The following is a 14066-nucleotide window of genomic DNA, read 5'->3' as shown; positions in this document are numbered from 1 at the left end:
ATGTTGAGCAGGCGAGGGTTCGTGGCGGGAACGGCGGGAACGGCAGGGGCGTTGGCGGCGGACGCGTTCGTGACGCCGGGCGTGAGCTTCGCCGCCGGGCGGACCGAGCGGGTGCTGCGCGGCACCCTGCCGCCCGGTTCGCCCGACTACGTGTACCTGCCGGTCGAGGTGCCGCACGGGGTGCGGGAGATCCGGGTCTCGTACGCGTACGAGCGGCCCGCCGTGCCGCCGGGCACGCGGGGCAACGCCCTGGACATCGGCGTGTTCGACGAGCGCGGCACCGAGCTGGGCGGGCGCGGCTTCCGGGGCTGGTCGGGCGGCGCCCGCGCCGAGTTCTTCCTCCGCGCCGACGACGCCACGCCCGGCTACCTCCCGGGGCCGGTCCGCGCGGGCACCTGGCACCTGGCGCTCGGCCCCTACACCGTCGCGCCCGGGGGCCTGGCGTACACGGTGACGGTCCGCCTCGCGTACGGACCCGCCGGGCGGACGCCGCGCCCGGTGTACCCGCCGGGGCGGGCCAGGGGGCGGGGCCGGGCCTGGTACCGCGGCGACTGCCACCTGCACACGGTGTACTCCGACGGGCGGCGCACGCCGGCCGAGGTCGCCGCCGCCGCACGGGCCGCCGGTCTCGACTTCATCAACAGCTCCGAGCACAACACGCACGCCGCCCACCGGGCGTGGGACGGGCTGTGGGGCGACGACCTGCTGATCCTCACCGGCGAGGAGGTCACCACGCGCACCGGTCACGTCGTCGCGGTCGGCACCGACCCCGGAACGTTCGTCGACTGGCGCTACCGGGCCCGCGACAACCGCTTCGGGCACTTCGCGCGCGAGATCCGGCGGGCCGGGGGCCTGGTCGTGCCGGCGCACCCGCACGCCACGTGCGTCGGCTGCTCCTGGAGGTTCGGCTTCGGCGAGGCGGACGCGGTGGAAGTGTGGAACGGCCCCTACACCCCGGACGACGAGGTCACGCTGGCCGACTGGGACGCCACGCTCACCGGCCGGGGCCGCTGGGTCCCCGCGATGGGCGGCAGCGACGCGCACCGCGAGCCGCAGGCGGTGGGCGAACCGCAGACGGTCGTCCTCGCCGACGACCTGACCCGTGAGGCGGTCCTGGCCGGCCTGCGGGCGGGCCGCTCCTACGTCGCCGAGTCGGCCGCCGTGTCCCTGGCGTTCTCCGCGACGGGCGGACGCGGCGCCCGCGCGGGCATCGGCGACCGGCTCCCCGCCCCGCCCGGCGCCCCGGTGACGGTCCGCCTGGAGGTGACGGGCGCCCCCGGCTGCACGGCCCACCTGGTCACGGACCAGGGCCTCCTGCACACGGCGCCGCTGCCCGCGTCGGGCACGGGCGCGGTGGAGTGGACGACCACGGCCGCGTACGCCGCCCACGTCCGCGCCGAGGTCCGCCACCCGCCCGCGCTGCCGGGGCTGCCGGGAGCCCTGGCGGCGTTCACCAACCCGGTGTTCCTGGGAGCGGCCCCGTAAGGTCGTGCGCATGAGCAGCACGACCCCCGGTCCCCGGTCCGTCGACCGCGCGCTGGAGATCCTCGACGTGGTGGCCGACGCGGCCGGGCCCGTCGGGGCGCAGGCGCTGGCGCGACGGCTGGGGTGTTCGCTGTCGACCGTGTACCACCTGCTGGGGCCGCTGGTGGCGCGCGGGCACCTGGTACGCGCGGAGGGCGGCGGGTACGCGCCGGGGCCCCGGGTCGCGGCACTGCACCGGGCGTTCCAGCGGCACGTGGGGGTCGCCCCGGGCGTGGCCGAGGTGCTGGCGCGGCTGCGGCGGGAGAGCGGGGCGGAGGCGTACTTCTCCGCGTACCGGGACGGGCGGATCACCGTGGTGGACAGCACGGCGCCCGTCACGGACACGGCGCACCCCTTCGTACCCGGCCCGGAGATGCGGGCGCACGCCACGGCGCACGGCAAGGCGCTGCTGGCACAGGTGCCGCGGGGCGTGCGGCGGCGGTACCTGGACGAGCACGGGATGGCCCGCTTCACCGACCGGACGATCACGGTGGCGGAGCGGTTCGAGGCGGAGCTGGCGCGGGTGCGGGGGCGGGGGTTCGCCGTGTCGGTGGGGGAGGCGGACCCGGCGTACACCTGCCTGGCGATGGTGCTGCCCGGTGCCGCGGAGGTGCGGCACGCCCTGTCGGTGTCGCTGCCGACGGCGGAGTTCCGCCACCGGCACGGTCGGGTGCGCGCGGCGGTGGCCCGCTCGGTGCGGGCCTTTTCCGACGCTGCCGGAAACACGGGCGCGTGAGCTGGACGGCGGGCCGGGCGGGGAGCACCGTGACGGCATGATCTTCATCGCCGTGAGGTTCACCGTCCGCCCCGAGTACGCCGAGCAGTGGCTCACGCTGGTCGGCGACTTCACCCGGGCCACCCGCGCCGAGCCCGGGAACCTCTTCTTCGACTGGTCGCGCGACGTCGAGGACCCGAACCGGTTCGTGCTGCTGGAGGCCTTCGCCGACGGGGAGGCGGGCGCGGCGCACGTCGCCTCGGACCACTTCGCGGCCGGGCTGGAGGCGATGGCCGGTGCCATCGCCGCCACGCCGGAGATCGTCAACGTCGAGCTGCCGGACCAGCACGGCTGGAACGCCATGGCCGAGCTGAGCCCGCGGGACTGACGCCGGCCGGCGGGGCGGCCGGCGGCGCGCCCGGCCCAGGGTGCCGCCCGCCCGGCGGGCGGCGCCTCAGTCGTTGACGGCGGTGAGCAGGACCGCCGCGTCGGTCACCGCCGTCACGCCGTGCCGTTCGGGCGGCAGCAGGTACAGGGAGCCCATGCTCAGCTCCGTGTCACCGGACTGGGCCGTCACCCGCACCACGCCGCGCAGGACCTGGAGGGACGCGGCGGGCGGGGTGTTGTGCTCGTCGAGCGAGGTGCCGGCGGTGAGGGCGATGACGCTCTGCCGCAGCGGCGGGTCGCGCAGGATCAGGTTGGCGCTGCGGCCGTGCTCGTCGGCGTGGGCGTTGACGAGGTGTTCCTCGGCGATGGCGTTGAGGTCGTACATACCGTCCACCTTGCCCCGCTGCCGGAACGTACGCATACGGAAGGGCGGGCACCGTGCCGTCCCACGGTGCCCGCCCTTCCGGCTCAGGTGTGCGTCAGTCCGCGACGATCAGCGACGGGGTCTCCTTCTTGAGCACCTCGCCCCGGAAGAACGCGGGGCTGCGGCGCTGCATCACCAGCATGATCACCACGCCGAGCAGCAGCAGGCCGACGCCGATCACGAACACGGAGCCCATGCCGAGGACGGAGGAGCCGGAGCCGTAGGCCGGGTCCCACATGTCGTACAGCGTCTTGGCGAAGACGGCGGTGAGCATCAGGCCGCCGAGGGCCGGCAGGACGCCCTTGAAGAGCGCGTCCTTCACGGAGTTCGTGAGCTCCCGGCGGAAGAACCACACGCAGGCGAAGGCGGTCAGCGCGTAGTAGAAGCAGATCATCAGGCCGAGCGCGTAGATGGTGTCGACCAGGACGTTCTCGCTGGCCAGGGTCATCACCGCGTAGAAGACACCGGTGGCCGCACCCGCGACGACCGTGGCCAGGCCCGGGGTCTTGAACCGGGGGTGGACCTTGGTGAAGGAGTGCGGCAGGGCCTCGTACGTCGACATCGCGAGGACCGTGCGCGCCACCGGGATGAAGGTGGTCTGGAGGCTCGCGGTGGCGGAGGCGAAGACGGCGACGAAGAGGGCGACGCCGAGGGCGCTGCCCATGACCGGGCCGGCGAGGGCGGCGAAGACGTTGTCGGAGGTCTCGGGGTTGGCCAGGCCGAGGCCCTTGTCGCCGGCGCCGACGACCATCTGGGCGGCGATGCCGGTGGCCAGGTAGGAGCCGATGAGGACGATCATCGTGATCAGCGCGGCGCGGCCGGGGGTCTTGGCGCTGCCGGTCGTCTCCTCGTTGGTCGCCATACAGGCGTCCCAGCCCCAGTATATGAAGATGGCGAGGGAGAGTCCCGCGGTGAAGGCGGAGAAGGACTCCACGGCGAAGGGGTCCAGCCAGGACCAGGAGAACTCCGTGCCGGTGGGGAACTCCGGGCTGCCGACCTTGGAGAAGGCCAGGGCCACGAAGACGCCCAGCACGACCAGCTGGAGGCCGACGAGCGTGTACTGCACGCTCTTGGTGGCCGTCATGCCCCGGTAGCTGATCGCGGTCGCGATGGCGATGAGGATCAGGGTGGTGAGGATGTGGACGCCCTTGTTGTCGTCCAGTGCGGCGACGTCCGGATTGCCGCTGATCTCACCGGCCAGGAGCCAGAAGTAGGAGGTCGCGACGCCCGCCAGGTTGGACAGGACGATGATCGTCGCGATGACGAGGCCCCAGCCGCACATCCAGCCGACCTTGGGGCCGAAGGCCTTGACCGTCCAGGTGAAGGAGGTGCCGCAGTCCGGCATGGCCTTGTTGAGCTCGCGGTACGCGAACGCCACCAGCAGCATGGGCAGGAATCCGGCCAGGAAGACGGCGGGCATCTGCACGCCGACCTCTCCGGCCGTGGAGCCCAGCGTGGAGGTCAGGCAGTAGACGGGGGCGACAGTCGAGATGCCGATGACGGCACTGCCCACCAGTCCGACGGAGTTGCCGCCGAGTCCCTTGGTTCGTACGTCACCGGTGCCACCCGACATGGTGACGCCCCTTACCGTGTCTCCGGCCTGGGGCCGCGCTTCTACCTGAGTCATGCAGAGGACGTTAGGTGCTGCGGTTTCCACATCCGGAAGAAGGAACTCCGCGATCTTTTCCTTGCATTGCGGGGGGTGGAGGCCCCTTCTGACAACGAATGAAAGATTGCCTCCGACCCACGCCGACCGATTGGTAGGTGAAAACCGCACCGTTCGATATGCGGGAACCGCAGCCGCGCCCGTTTTGCCCGTTTCCAAATTTTCCCGCGCTGTTTTCGGCCGGGCCACACGACCGCCCGCCGCTCGCCGTGCGCGTACGCGGGGCGGGGCCCGGCGCCCCGCCCCGCACCGCCCTTCCGGGCCGCCGCCGACCGCCCCGAACCACCCTGCCGGGGTACGCCCGATCGTGTACGCCCTCCGGCCGACCGGCCGCCCCGGCCGCCCCGGCCGATGAGGCCCGCCCGCCGCCCGCCGGGCGGCGGGGATCAGCCGAGCAGCGCGTACACCGTGGAGGAACGGGCGGCGGGCTCCGCCGCACCCTCCGCGGTCATGGTGATGTCCGCGAACGCCATCCGCCGGCCCAGCTTGGTGATCCGCGCGTCCACCAGGACGTCCGCGCCGGTCACCGCCCGCATGAAGCTGGTGGACTGCTGCACGGTGGTCATGGGCACGAACGCCCCGCGCGCCGAGGACACCGCGATCACCGTGGCGGTGTCGGCGGCCGCCATGAGGGCCTGCCCCGACAGCCCGCCCCCTTCGCGCGCCAGCCGTCCGTCCCACGGCAGCCGCAGGACGGCGTGCGCCTCGCCCGCCTCCACGACGGACAGCCCCAGCTCCAGCACCCAGGGGGCGAAGTTGTCGGCGAGGATCTTGTCGGCTTCGGCGAGCGTGAGAGTCATGCCGGGATGCTGCCGCCGCGGCCCGCCGCCGAAACCGGCCGAGGCGTACGTCAGCCCAGTTCGAACCCCAGCGCCGTGGCGATGACCGCCGCCTGTTCCAGGTCGATCCGGGCGCCCGCCGGCTCCACCGTCAGGGGGTCCAGCGACGACAGGTCGCTGCCCCGGAGGTCCGCGCCCTTCAGCCGGGCGCCGTGGAGGGCCGCACCGGACAGGTCGCAGCGGACGAGGGTCGCCCCGTCCAGCCGGGCGCCGGTCAGGTCCGCCTCCCGGAGCCGCACGCCGTCGAAGTCGGCCTTCCGCAGGTCGGCGCCCCGCAAGCCGGCGAACGACCAGTCGCCGCCGGAGACCCCCAGGAGCCCGAACGTCGACCGCTCGAAACGGCTGCCGACGACCTTGCACCGCTCGAAGCGCGCGTCGAAGAAGCCGCACGTGCGGAAGGTGCAGTTGGTGAAGGCGGCGCCCGTGTGGCGCGAGGCGTTGAACCGCACGCCGGAGAAGACGCACTCGTCGAAGACCGCCCCCTCGTTCACGACCTCCGTCCAGTCCGTGTCGTAGAAGGTGCAGCCCGTGTACGCGGTACCGGGGCCCAGCTTCCGGGCGTACCAGTCCTCACCACGGACGACGAGATCGCGTGCGTTCACCATGCGGCCCATTGAAGCGGCCGCCACCGACAACGAGGACCGGGCCCGCGCCGGGTTCGCCCTGACGGATCGTCAGGTCAATGGCCGGGAGATCGTGTCACGACCTTGTGCAGAGCGTCACCCACTGCTGACGCAAACGCCATCGACAAGGCAGACTGTCGAGGGCGGAACCAGCGGGGTACGGGCAGGGGGAGCTATGGACCGTGAAGACGGGCCACGAGTGCCGGAGCAGCGCGCTCCGCAGCCGGGTCCCGCCGCGGGCGGCGACGCCGGCGCGCGCGGCCGGCGCGGCGGCCCGCACGGCGAGCACGACGGCCCGCGCGTGGGCGGCGACCAGGGCGACGGCCCGCGCGGCGACGGGCAGGACGCGCACGCCGACCTGCGGTTCGCCGTGCTCGGTCCGGTACGCGCCTGGCGCGACGACGCGGCCCTGCCGTCCGGCTCCCCGCAGCAGCGGGCCCTGCTGGCCGCGCTGCTGCTGCGCGACGGGCGCACGGCGACGGCCGCCGAGCTGATCGACGCCATCTGGGGCGACGAGCCGCCCTCGCAGGCCCTCGCGGCGGTACGGACGTACGCCTCCCGGCTGCGCAAGGTCCTCCCGCCGGGCGTGCTCGTCAGCGAGTCGGGCGGGTACGCGATCCGGGGCCGCTCCGACGCCCTGGACCTGAGCGTCGCGCAGGAGCTGGCCGCCGAGGCGGAGAAGGCGCGGGTGGGCGGCGACCGGGTGCGGGCCCGGGTGCTGATCGACGAGTCGCTCGGCCTGTGGGACGGCGAGCCCCTCGCGTCCGTGCCCGGTCCCTACGCGGAGACGCAGCGCGCCCGCCTGGAGGAGTGGCGGCTCCAGCTGCTGGAGACCCGGCTCGACCTGGACCTGGAGTGCGGGCACCACGCGGAGGCGGTGTCCGAGCTGACGGCTCTCACCGCGGCGCACCCCCTGCGCGAGCGGCTGCGGGAGCTGCTGATGCTGGCCCTGTACCGCAGCGGGCGGCAGGCGGAGGCGCTCGCCGTGTACGCCGACACGCGCCGGCTCCTCGCCGACGAGCTGGGCGTCGATCCTCGCCCGGAGCTGGCACGGCTCCAGCAGCGCATCCTGCGGGCGGACGCGGAGCTGGCCCGCCCGGTCGAGGACCCCTCCCCCGCCCCCGCCGTCTCACGCCCCGCGCAACTGCCCGCCACGGTCCCGGACTTCACCGGGCGGGTGGCGTTCGTACGGGAGCTGAGCGACCGGCTGGTCACCGCGGAGGGCTCGGTGATGGCCGTGTCGGCGCTGGCGGGCATCGGCGGGGTCGGCAAGACGACGCTCGCCGTGCACGTCGCGCACGCGGCACGCCCCCGCTTCCCGGACGGGCAGCTGTACGTGGACCTCCAGGGCGCGGGGGCACGGGCGGCGGAGCCCGAGACCGTGCTGGGCGCCTTCCTGCGGGCGCTGGGCATCCAGGACTCGGCCGTCCCCGACACCCTCGACGAGCGGGCCGCGCTGTACCGGTCCACGCTCGCCGGGCGGCGGGTGCTGGTCCTGCTGGACAACGCGCGGGACGCCGCGCAGGTCAGGCCGCTGCTGCCGGGTACGGCCGGGTGTGCCGCGCTGGTCACCAGCCGGGTCCGGATGGTCGACCTGGCGGGCGCGCACCTGGTGGACCTGGACGTGATGTCGCCCGAGGAGGCGCTCCAGCTCTTCACCAGGATCGTGGGCGCCGAGCGGGTGCAGGCGGAGCGGGAGGCGGCGCTGGACGTGGTCGCCGCGTGCGGCTTCCTACCGCTGGCCATCCGTATCGCCGCGTCCCGCCTGGCGGCGCGCCGCACGTGGACGGTCACCGTGCTCGCGGCCAAGCTCGCCGACGAGCGCCGCCGTCTGGACGAGCTCCAGGCGGGCGACCTCGCCGTCAAGGCCACCTTCGAACTGGGCTACGGCCAGCTGGAGCCCGCCCAGGCGCGCGCGTTCCGCCTGCTGGGCCTCGCCGACGGCCCGGACATCTCCCTCGCGGCGGCGGCGGCCGTCCTGGACCTCCCCCTCCACGAGGCGGAGGACCTCCTGGAGTCCCTGGTCGACACGTCCCTCCTGGAGTCGGCCGCGCCCGGCCGCTACCGCTACCACGACCTGGTCCGCCTCTACGCGCGTGCATGCGCCGACCGCGACGAACAGCCGCCCACGGAGCGCCTGTCGGCCCTCTCCCGGCTGCTGGACTTCTACCTCGCGACGGCGGCCCGGGTCTACGCCATCGAGCGCCCGGGCGACCGCCTGGTCGACCACCTGGAACCGACCACGTACGCCGGTCTGACCTTCACCGACCGCCACGCGGCCCTCGACTGGCTCTACACGGAGGCCAACTGCCTCCTCGCGTGCGCCCGCCAGTCGACGGCCGGCACCGGCCTGCGCCGCGCGGTGGACCTGCTGTGGGCGGCGAAGGACCTCGCGGAGTCGGGCGCCAACTCCAAGCAGTACGAAGCCGCCGCGGTGGCCGCCCGCGAGGCGGCCCGCCGCGCCGGCGACCTCCGCGCCGAGGCGCGTGCCCGTACGGCCCTCACCAACGTCCACCTGGTGGCGGGCCGGTACGACGAGGCCGACGAGGAGGCGCGCAACGCGCGGGCGCTGGCCGTCGGGGTGGGCGACACGGCGCCGGTGTACTGGGCGGACAACGACCGGGGGATCATCGCCGCCATCCGTGGCCGGCACCAGGAAGCCGAGGAGCACCTGGCCTCGGCGGTGGAGGGGTCCCGCGCGGACGGGAACCTGCCCGGTGCCGCGAGCGCCCTGTGCAACCTCTCCCGGTTGCACCTGCTCACCGGTCGTACGGCGACGGCCATCGACCTGGCGCGTCAGGGCATCGAGATCTACGACCGCATGGACCTCGCGCTGCGGCTCGCCAACGGCCGCTACGCGCTGGGGGTCGCGCTCACCCACGCCAACCGCAACGCCGAGGCGCTCAAGGAGCTGTTCGAGGCCCTGCGCATCTTCGCCAAGAACCGTCAGCGGCTCTGGGAGGGCGCCACACACTTCCGGCTGGCGGAGGCCCACCTGAAGTCCCGGCGCCCGGCTCACGCCGCCCAGCACGCCGAACAGGCCCTGGCGATGGGCTGCATCGGCGGTGACCGCATGCGCGGCAACTCCCTGACCGTGCTCGGCAAGGCTCTCGACGCCCTCGGCCAGAGCGACCGCGCGCGGGCCTGCTGGCAGGAGGCGCTCGCGCTCTACCAGGAGTCGGACGTGTCGGAGGCCGCCGAGGTGCGGTCCCTGCTGGCTCTGTCGGCAGCGGCCTGAGCTGCGGCGACGGCGGCGTTCAGCGTTTGTTTATGCCCGTCCGGCACTCTCTTACCCATCGGTCCGTCGCGTCGGGGGGCAGACGGATCGCGGGATCACCACCGCTAGGGTGAGCGGTCCTGGTGCGCCCGTTCGGAAATCCTCGGGGGAGTGGCCGAGCGGGCGCATTCCATCACCGCACCGCGCAAGGACAACGGGGAGATGACCATGAGCGACGCGATCAAGAGCGAAGAGATCGTCACGATGGGCGACAACCACATGCCGGCCCCGCCGAAGGACGGCGCCCTCGTGACGATGGGGGACAACCACATGCCGGCCCCGCCCAAGGACGGCGCCCTCGTCACCATGGGGGACAACCACATGCCCGCCCCGCCCAAGGACGGCGAGTTCACGACGATGGGTGACAACCACATGCCGGCCCCGCCCGCCGGCTCCTGATCCGTACGTCCCGACGGGGGTGCGGCCGCGGCGGCGCGGAGGGGGAGCCGTCGCGGCCGCGACATGCCCGGCACATCATCCGAGTGGAGAAGGAATGACTCGCACCACGCGCCTGCTGGCGGTCGCGGTGATCGCCGCGGTGGTCGCCGCGGGCACCGCGACGATCGCGGCGGCCGGCCGCGCCGACACGGCACCGGTACCGGCACCGGCTGCCCTCGGGGGCATGACGACCCTGGGTGACAACCACCTGCCGGCGCCCCCGCGGGGCTGAGCGCGAGAAGGGCACCGGACCGTGGTGGTCCGGTGCCCTTCGGCGTGCGGTGGGGCGGGGCCCCGGCGGCGGACTGCCGTCAGAGGGCGGTCTTCGTCGCCCTGTCGACGACGCACTCCTTGTACTCGCTGCCGTTGCCCGTGCCGGTGTACGTGGTCGTGGCCTCGGCCTGCTGGGAGGCGCCGGCCTTGACGGTCACACCGGTCACGTCGGCGCGTGCCGTCGTCGTGCCGGAGGTCGCGTCGCCGCGGAACTTCATCGTGATGTTGTACGTGTAGTCGAGCGACCCGCTGTTGGTGACCGTGAGCCGGGCGACGAGGTTCTTGCCCGAGTCGTCCATCCGGCACTCGTCGATCTTGATGTCGCGCGCGGCCTTGTCGGCGCTGCTGGAACCGCCGGGGACGGAGACGCCGCCCGAGCTGCCGCTGCCGTCGTTGTCGTGGCCGCCTCCGGTGGTGCTGCTGCCGGAGTCGGAGCCCGAGCTGTGGCTGCCGCTACCGCTGTTGCTGCTGCAACCACCGCCGGAGCCACGGGCCCCGGTGAGTGCGACGATCGCGATACCGAAGACGGCGACGGCGCGGACATGGCGGAGCTTCACGTTCAACCCCCGTTGAAGTGTGAGTGAGTGGTGCCCGATCTTGACGGGCGCACGTCACCCTAGCAGCGCCCCGGGACACCTCCGGTCCGCCGGAGACCGGGGCGGGCGGCCGGGCGCGCCCGCCGTGTGGCGCCCCTCCCCCGGGCGGCGTAGCGTCGTGATCGAGAGCCGCACCCCCCTGGGAGGCCGAGCATGATCCGTAATGTCATCGGCTCGATCCTCGCTCTCGTCGGAGCGGCGGCCGCCGTCTGGAGCCCCTTCCGTGCCTGGTACGACGGCCGTCACGGACGTGATTACCGCATCGCCGACCTGTTCGGCGGCATCACCGGCGCGAACGCCGACCTGTGGACCTCGCTCCTGCTGCCGTTCGCCTTCGCCGCGCTGGTGACGCTGGTGGGACTGGTCCTGCGGTCCCGCGTCCTCGTCGCCCTCGCCGGGCTGATCGTGCTCGGCTTCACCGTCCTGTGGATGGTCCGCCAGGGCCAGAAGGCCGGCGGGCTGAGCGTCGAGTCCGACGGCTCGGGCCTCGGCCAGGGCGTCGCCCTGGCGGCGGCCGGCGGGGTCCTGCTGCTGCTGGGCGCCGCGCTGATGGCCGGGCGCCGACGTCTGGCGCACGACACCGGTGAACCGCGCGGGCACGGCCGGCTGCACGGCCACGGGCGGCGCGGTCGGCCGGCGGGCGAGCCCGACCACCACGGGGAGCCGTACACGGACCCCTACGGCGAGCCGTACGCCGAGCCCGGCCGGGAGCCGTACGGGCAGCGCCCGTACGCGGGCGACGCCCCGACCGCCGAGTACCCCCGCCAGGACGGGCGGTACGACGACCAGCGGCACGACCAGCGCTACGACGACCCGCGCCCTGACGACCGGTACGACGACCGGCCGGGCCGTCCGGACGACGGACCGCCCCCCGGGCGGCGCTAGCGGCCGGCGCCCCGGCCGGTCGCCGTGCCCTTGACGGCGTCCAGCGCGTAGACGCAGCGGTCCTTGCTGCACGCGTAGACGACACCCGCCCGCGCGACCAGTGAGCCGGTGATCTCGCCGCCCGTGGTGAGCTTCCAGCGCAGCTGGCCGCCGCTCGCGTCGAGCGTGTACAGGACGTGGTCGGCCGACCCGAAGTGCAGGCGGCCGTCCGCCACGACCGGGGCGCCGATGATCGGCCCGCCCGCCGGGAACCGCCACTTCGGGGTGCCGGTCACCGCGTCGAGCGTGTACACCGCGCTGCCGCTGCCCACGTGGACGTTGCCGTCCGCGACGAGCACCGGTTCGGCCGACTGCCGGGACTCGGTGGCGATGCGCCAGCGGTCCTTGCCGGTCGTGGCGTCCAGCGCGTACACCGTGCCCAGGTAGTCGGCGAGGTAGACGCCGCCGCCGGTGACCGCCGGCCCGGGGGCGAAGGCGGGGGGCGAGAGGAAGACCGCCGGGGCCTCGAAGTGCCAGCGGACGTGACCGGACATGACGTCGACGGACAGCACCCGGGTGCCGGCGGCCACGTACACGTAACCGTCCTCGGCGGGGGTGACGCGCACGGGGACCCCGCCGCAGGAGGCGGCGTCGCCGATCGGGTACGACCAGCGCTCGGTGCCCGTGCGGGCGTCCAGGGCGCGCAGCCGCGCGTCCTGCCACACGTACACGGTGTCACCGTGGATGACCGGGCCGCCCTCGGGCGTCTCGAAGTCCGTCTGCGCGCCGGCGATCTCCCAGAGCCGGGCGCCGTTGGCGGCCTCCCAGCCCTGTACGCCGCCGCCGCGCGTGCCGGTGACGACGGTGCCCCGGTCGACCCGGAGGCTGTACACCCAGGCGTCCGTCCGCAGCCGCCACCGCTCACCGCCGTCGAGGGCGTCGAGGGCGTACAGCGACGGCCCGTCCGAGGCGTGGATGCGCCCGTCGGCCACCGCCATGGACCAGGCGACGTCCCGGGTCTTGAACTGGCGGCGGCCGGTGCCCACGTCCAGCGCGTGGACCTCGAAGGACGTGACGTACAGCAGGTCGCCGGAGACGACCGGGGTGCCCCACACGTCGTTGGACATCCGGAACCGCCACGGCCGCCAGTGCCCGGGCCCGGCGGGCTCCTGGGCGGGGGCGGGGACGGGCGGGCCCGTCGGCGGGGCGGGGCTGGCCGGGGCGGAGGGGGCCGGGTCGTTGCCGGCGGGGCCGCCCGGCGGGCGGCGGATCCAGCCGGTGGTCGGCCCGGCGTCCACCGCGATCGCGGCGCGGGTGTCGGCGACGCGCGGCCCGGGGCCGATCGGCAGCGGGGCGCCGGGCAGCCGTACGGGAGCGGCGGGCGCCGCCTGCCCGGTCCGGGGGTCGCCGTTTCCGCCCCGGTGCGGGGGGTCCCACTCGCGGCCGTGCCGGGGGCCGGGAGGCGGCGCGGTCGGCGGCGCCGGGGGCGGGGCGGTGGGCGGCGCGGGGAGCGGCGGCGGGGCGCTGGGGCGCCCACCCCTGCGGGTCTCGATCATGGCGGTCGCCCGGGAGGGCAGCCAGGCCGACGCCGTACCGCTGTCGTCGCTGCCGGAGAAGAGGTGCGGCGCCAGTTGCGCCTGGAGGTCGGCGGGCGAGGGCCGCAGCCCCGCCTCCATCTGCATGCACGCCTCGATCAGGGGCCGCAGCTCGTCCGGCAGTCCCTCCAGGTCGGGGCCCTCGCGCAGCAGCATGAAGACCGTCTCGACCGGGTTGGCCCCGTGATAGGGGGCGTGTCCGGTGGCCGCGAAGACCAGCGTGGAGCCGAGCGAGAAGACGTCGCTCGCGCCGGTCACGCTGCGGGAGTCCTTCGCCTGTTCGGGTGACATGTAGGCGGGCGTGCCCACGGCGACGTTGGTCATCGTCAGCCGGGTGTTGGAGACGCCGGACGCGATGCCGAAGTCGATGACGCGCGGCCCGTCCTCGACGACGAGCACGTTGGACGGCTTGAGGTCGCGGTGGACCAGGCCGGCGCCGTGGATGGACTGGAGGGCCTCGGCGATCCCGGCGGCCAGCCAGCGCACCGCCTGGGCCGGGAGCGGCCCGCACTCATTCACTATCTCTTCGAGCGAGGGGGCCGGGACGTACGCGGTCGCCAGCCACGGCACCGCCGCCCGGGGATCGGCGTCCACGACGGCCGCGGTGTAGAAGCCGGACACCGCCCGTGCGGCCTCCACCTCGCGCGTGAAGCGGACGCGGAACAGCTGGTCCTCGGCGAGCTCGGTCCGCACCGTCTTGATCGCCACGCGCCGCCCCGACGCCGATCGTGCGAGATAGACCAGGCCCATGCCTCCGGCACCGAGCCGGCCCAGCACCTCGAACGGGCCGATCCGTCTCGGGTCGTGCTGCGTCAGCTGTTCCACTTGCCTGCCACCTCCCCGTC

General features: G+C 74.4%; 13 protein-coding genes. 7 read left to right on the top strand and 6 right to left on the bottom strand.

What is annotated here, in order from left to right; genetic code table 11:
* The 3 genes from IE109_RS09645 to IE109_RS09635 are packed head-to-tail and all read left to right on the top strand — an operon-like array spanning window position 1 to window position 2627.
* Window positions 1-1485: a CehA/McbA family metallohydrolase gene (locus IE109_RS09645; RefSeq protein WP_189550364.1), complete on the top strand. Its 1485-nt coding sequence runs from the start codon at window positions 1-3 to the stop codon at window positions 1483-1485.
* A gap of 10 nt (window positions 1486-1495) precedes the next feature.
* On the top strand, window positions 1496-2260 hold the full coding sequence (locus IE109_RS09640; RefSeq protein WP_189550363.1) for an IclR family transcriptional regulator: 765 nt from the start codon (window positions 1496-1498) through the stop codon (window positions 2258-2260).
* A gap of 37 nt (window positions 2261-2297) precedes the next feature.
* On the top strand, window positions 2298-2627 hold the full coding sequence (locus tag IE109_RS09635; RefSeq protein WP_189550362.1) for a putative quinol monooxygenase: 330 nt from the start codon (window positions 2298-2300) through the stop codon (window positions 2625-2627).
* A 66-nt stretch (window positions 2628-2693) separates the two neighbouring features.
* Here the strand turns inward: IE109_RS09635 and IE109_RS09630 are convergent, their stop codons facing one another.
* The 4 genes from IE109_RS09630 to IE109_RS09615 all read right to left on the bottom strand — a co-directional run bounded on the left by IE109_RS09630 (window position 2694) and on the right by IE109_RS09615 (window position 6160).
* Window positions 2694-3011: a cupin domain-containing protein gene (locus IE109_RS09630; protein WP_189550361.1), complete on the bottom strand. Its 318-nt coding sequence runs from the start codon at window positions 3009-3011 to the stop codon at window positions 2694-2696.
* 94 nt (window positions 3012-3105) lie between these two features.
* Window positions 3106-4677 (bottom strand): APC family permease, encoded by a 1572-nt coding sequence (locus tag IE109_RS09625; RefSeq protein WP_189550360.1) that lies wholly within the window; start codon window positions 4675-4677, stop codon window positions 3106-3108.
* A 425-nt stretch (window positions 4678-5102) separates the two neighbouring features.
* On the bottom strand, window positions 5103-5516 hold the full coding sequence (locus IE109_RS09620; protein WP_189550359.1) for a PaaI family thioesterase: 414 nt from the start codon (window positions 5514-5516) through the stop codon (window positions 5103-5105).
* 50 nt (window positions 5517-5566) lie between these two features.
* Entirely contained in the window at window positions 5567-6160 is a 594-nt protein-coding gene (locus IE109_RS09615) for a pentapeptide repeat-containing protein (RefSeq protein ID WP_229890823.1), read from the bottom strand.
* A 193-nt stretch (window positions 6161-6353) separates the two neighbouring features.
* On the opposite strand from IE109_RS09615, the gene afsR reads away from it, so the two are divergent.
* The 3 genes from afsR to IE109_RS09600 all read left to right on the top strand — a co-directional run bounded on the left by afsR (window position 6354) and on the right by IE109_RS09600 (window position 10125).
* The gene (gene afsR / locus IE109_RS09610; RefSeq protein WP_189550357.1) at window positions 6354-9416 is read left to right on the top strand and encodes an SARP-family global regulator AfsR; all 3063 of its coding nucleotides are present in this window, start codon (window positions 6354-6356) and stop codon (window positions 9414-9416) included.
* A 207-nt stretch (window positions 9417-9623) separates the two neighbouring features.
* Entirely contained in the window at window positions 9624-9854 is a 231-nt protein-coding gene (locus IE109_RS09605) for a hypothetical protein (protein ID WP_189550356.1), read from the top strand.
* Between the two features lie 94 nt (window positions 9855-9948).
* Window positions 9949-10125, top strand: coding sequence for a hypothetical protein (locus IE109_RS09600; protein ID WP_189550355.1), 177 nt, complete (start codon window positions 9949-9951; stop codon window positions 10123-10125).
* A gap of 79 nt (window positions 10126-10204) precedes the next feature.
* On the opposite strand, the gene IE109_RS09595 is transcribed toward IE109_RS09600, so the two are convergent.
* Window positions 10205-10723, bottom strand: a complete 519-nt coding sequence (locus IE109_RS09595) for a hypothetical protein (protein WP_189550354.1) — start codon at window positions 10721-10723, stop codon at window positions 10205-10207.
* Window positions 10724-10915: 192 nt separating this feature from the next.
* Here IE109_RS09595 and IE109_RS09590 point away from each other — a divergent pair, with 192 nt between their 5' ends.
* On the top strand, window positions 10916-11647 hold the full coding sequence (locus IE109_RS09590; RefSeq protein WP_189550353.1) for a hypothetical protein: 732 nt from the start codon (window positions 10916-10918) through the stop codon (window positions 11645-11647).
* Here IE109_RS09590 and afsK read toward each other — a convergent pair.
* Window positions 11644-14046: a protein serine/threonine kinase AfsK gene (gene afsK / locus IE109_RS09585; protein WP_189550352.1), complete on the bottom strand. Its 2403-nt coding sequence runs from the start codon at window positions 14044-14046 to the stop codon at window positions 11644-11646. The two genes, IE109_RS09590 and afsK, sit on opposite strands and share 4 nt — an antisense overlap.
* Window positions 14047-14066 lie beyond the last annotated feature (20 nt).

The sequence above is a fragment of the Streptomyces lavendofoliae genome (genome assembly GCF_014649735.1).
Taxonomy (GTDB): domain Bacteria; phylum Actinomycetota; class Actinomycetes; order Streptomycetales; family Streptomycetaceae; genus Streptomyces; species Streptomyces lavendofoliae.
Note: the sequence above shows the minus strand (reverse complement) of the source record. Positions and strands in the feature narration are given on the sequence as shown.

What these genes read in the sequence shown, in the direction of transcription:
- IE109_RS09645 (WP_189550364.1), top strand. Translation starts at nt 1, where the DNA reads ATGTTGAGCAGGCGAGGGTTCGTGGCGGGAACGGCGGGAACGGCAGGG.
- IE109_RS09640 (WP_189550363.1), top strand. Translation starts at nt 1,496, where the DNA reads ATGAGCAGCACGACCCCCGGTCCCCGGTCCGTCGACCGCGCGCTGGAG.
- IE109_RS09635 (WP_189550362.1), top strand. Translation starts at nt 2,298, where the DNA reads ATGATCTTCATCGCCGTGAGGTTCACCGTCCGCCCCGAGTACGCCGAG.
- IE109_RS09630 (WP_189550361.1), bottom strand. Translation starts at nt 3,011, where the DNA reads ATGTACGACCTCAACGCCATCGCCGAGGAACACCTCGTCAACGCCCAC.
- IE109_RS09625 (WP_189550360.1), bottom strand. Translation starts at nt 4,677, where the DNA reads ATGACTCAGGTAGAAGCGCGGCCCCAGGCCGGAGACACGGTAAGGGGC.
- IE109_RS09620 (WP_189550359.1), bottom strand. Translation starts at nt 5,516, where the DNA reads ATGACTCTCACGCTCGCCGAAGCCGACAAGATCCTCGCCGACAACTTC.
- IE109_RS09615 (WP_229890823.1), bottom strand. Translation starts at nt 6,160, where the DNA reads ATGGTGAACGCACGCGATCTCGTCGTCCGTGGTGAGGACTGGTACGCC.
- afsR (WP_189550357.1), top strand. Translation starts at nt 6,354, where the DNA reads ATGGACCGTGAAGACGGGCCACGAGTGCCGGAGCAGCGCGCTCCGCAG.
- IE109_RS09605 (WP_189550356.1), top strand. Translation starts at nt 9,624, where the DNA reads ATGAGCGACGCGATCAAGAGCGAAGAGATCGTCACGATGGGCGACAAC.
- IE109_RS09600 (WP_189550355.1), top strand. Translation starts at nt 9,949, where the DNA reads ATGACTCGCACCACGCGCCTGCTGGCGGTCGCGGTGATCGCCGCGGTG.
- IE109_RS09590 (WP_189550353.1), top strand. Translation starts at nt 10,916, where the DNA reads ATGATCCGTAATGTCATCGGCTCGATCCTCGCTCTCGTCGGAGCGGCG.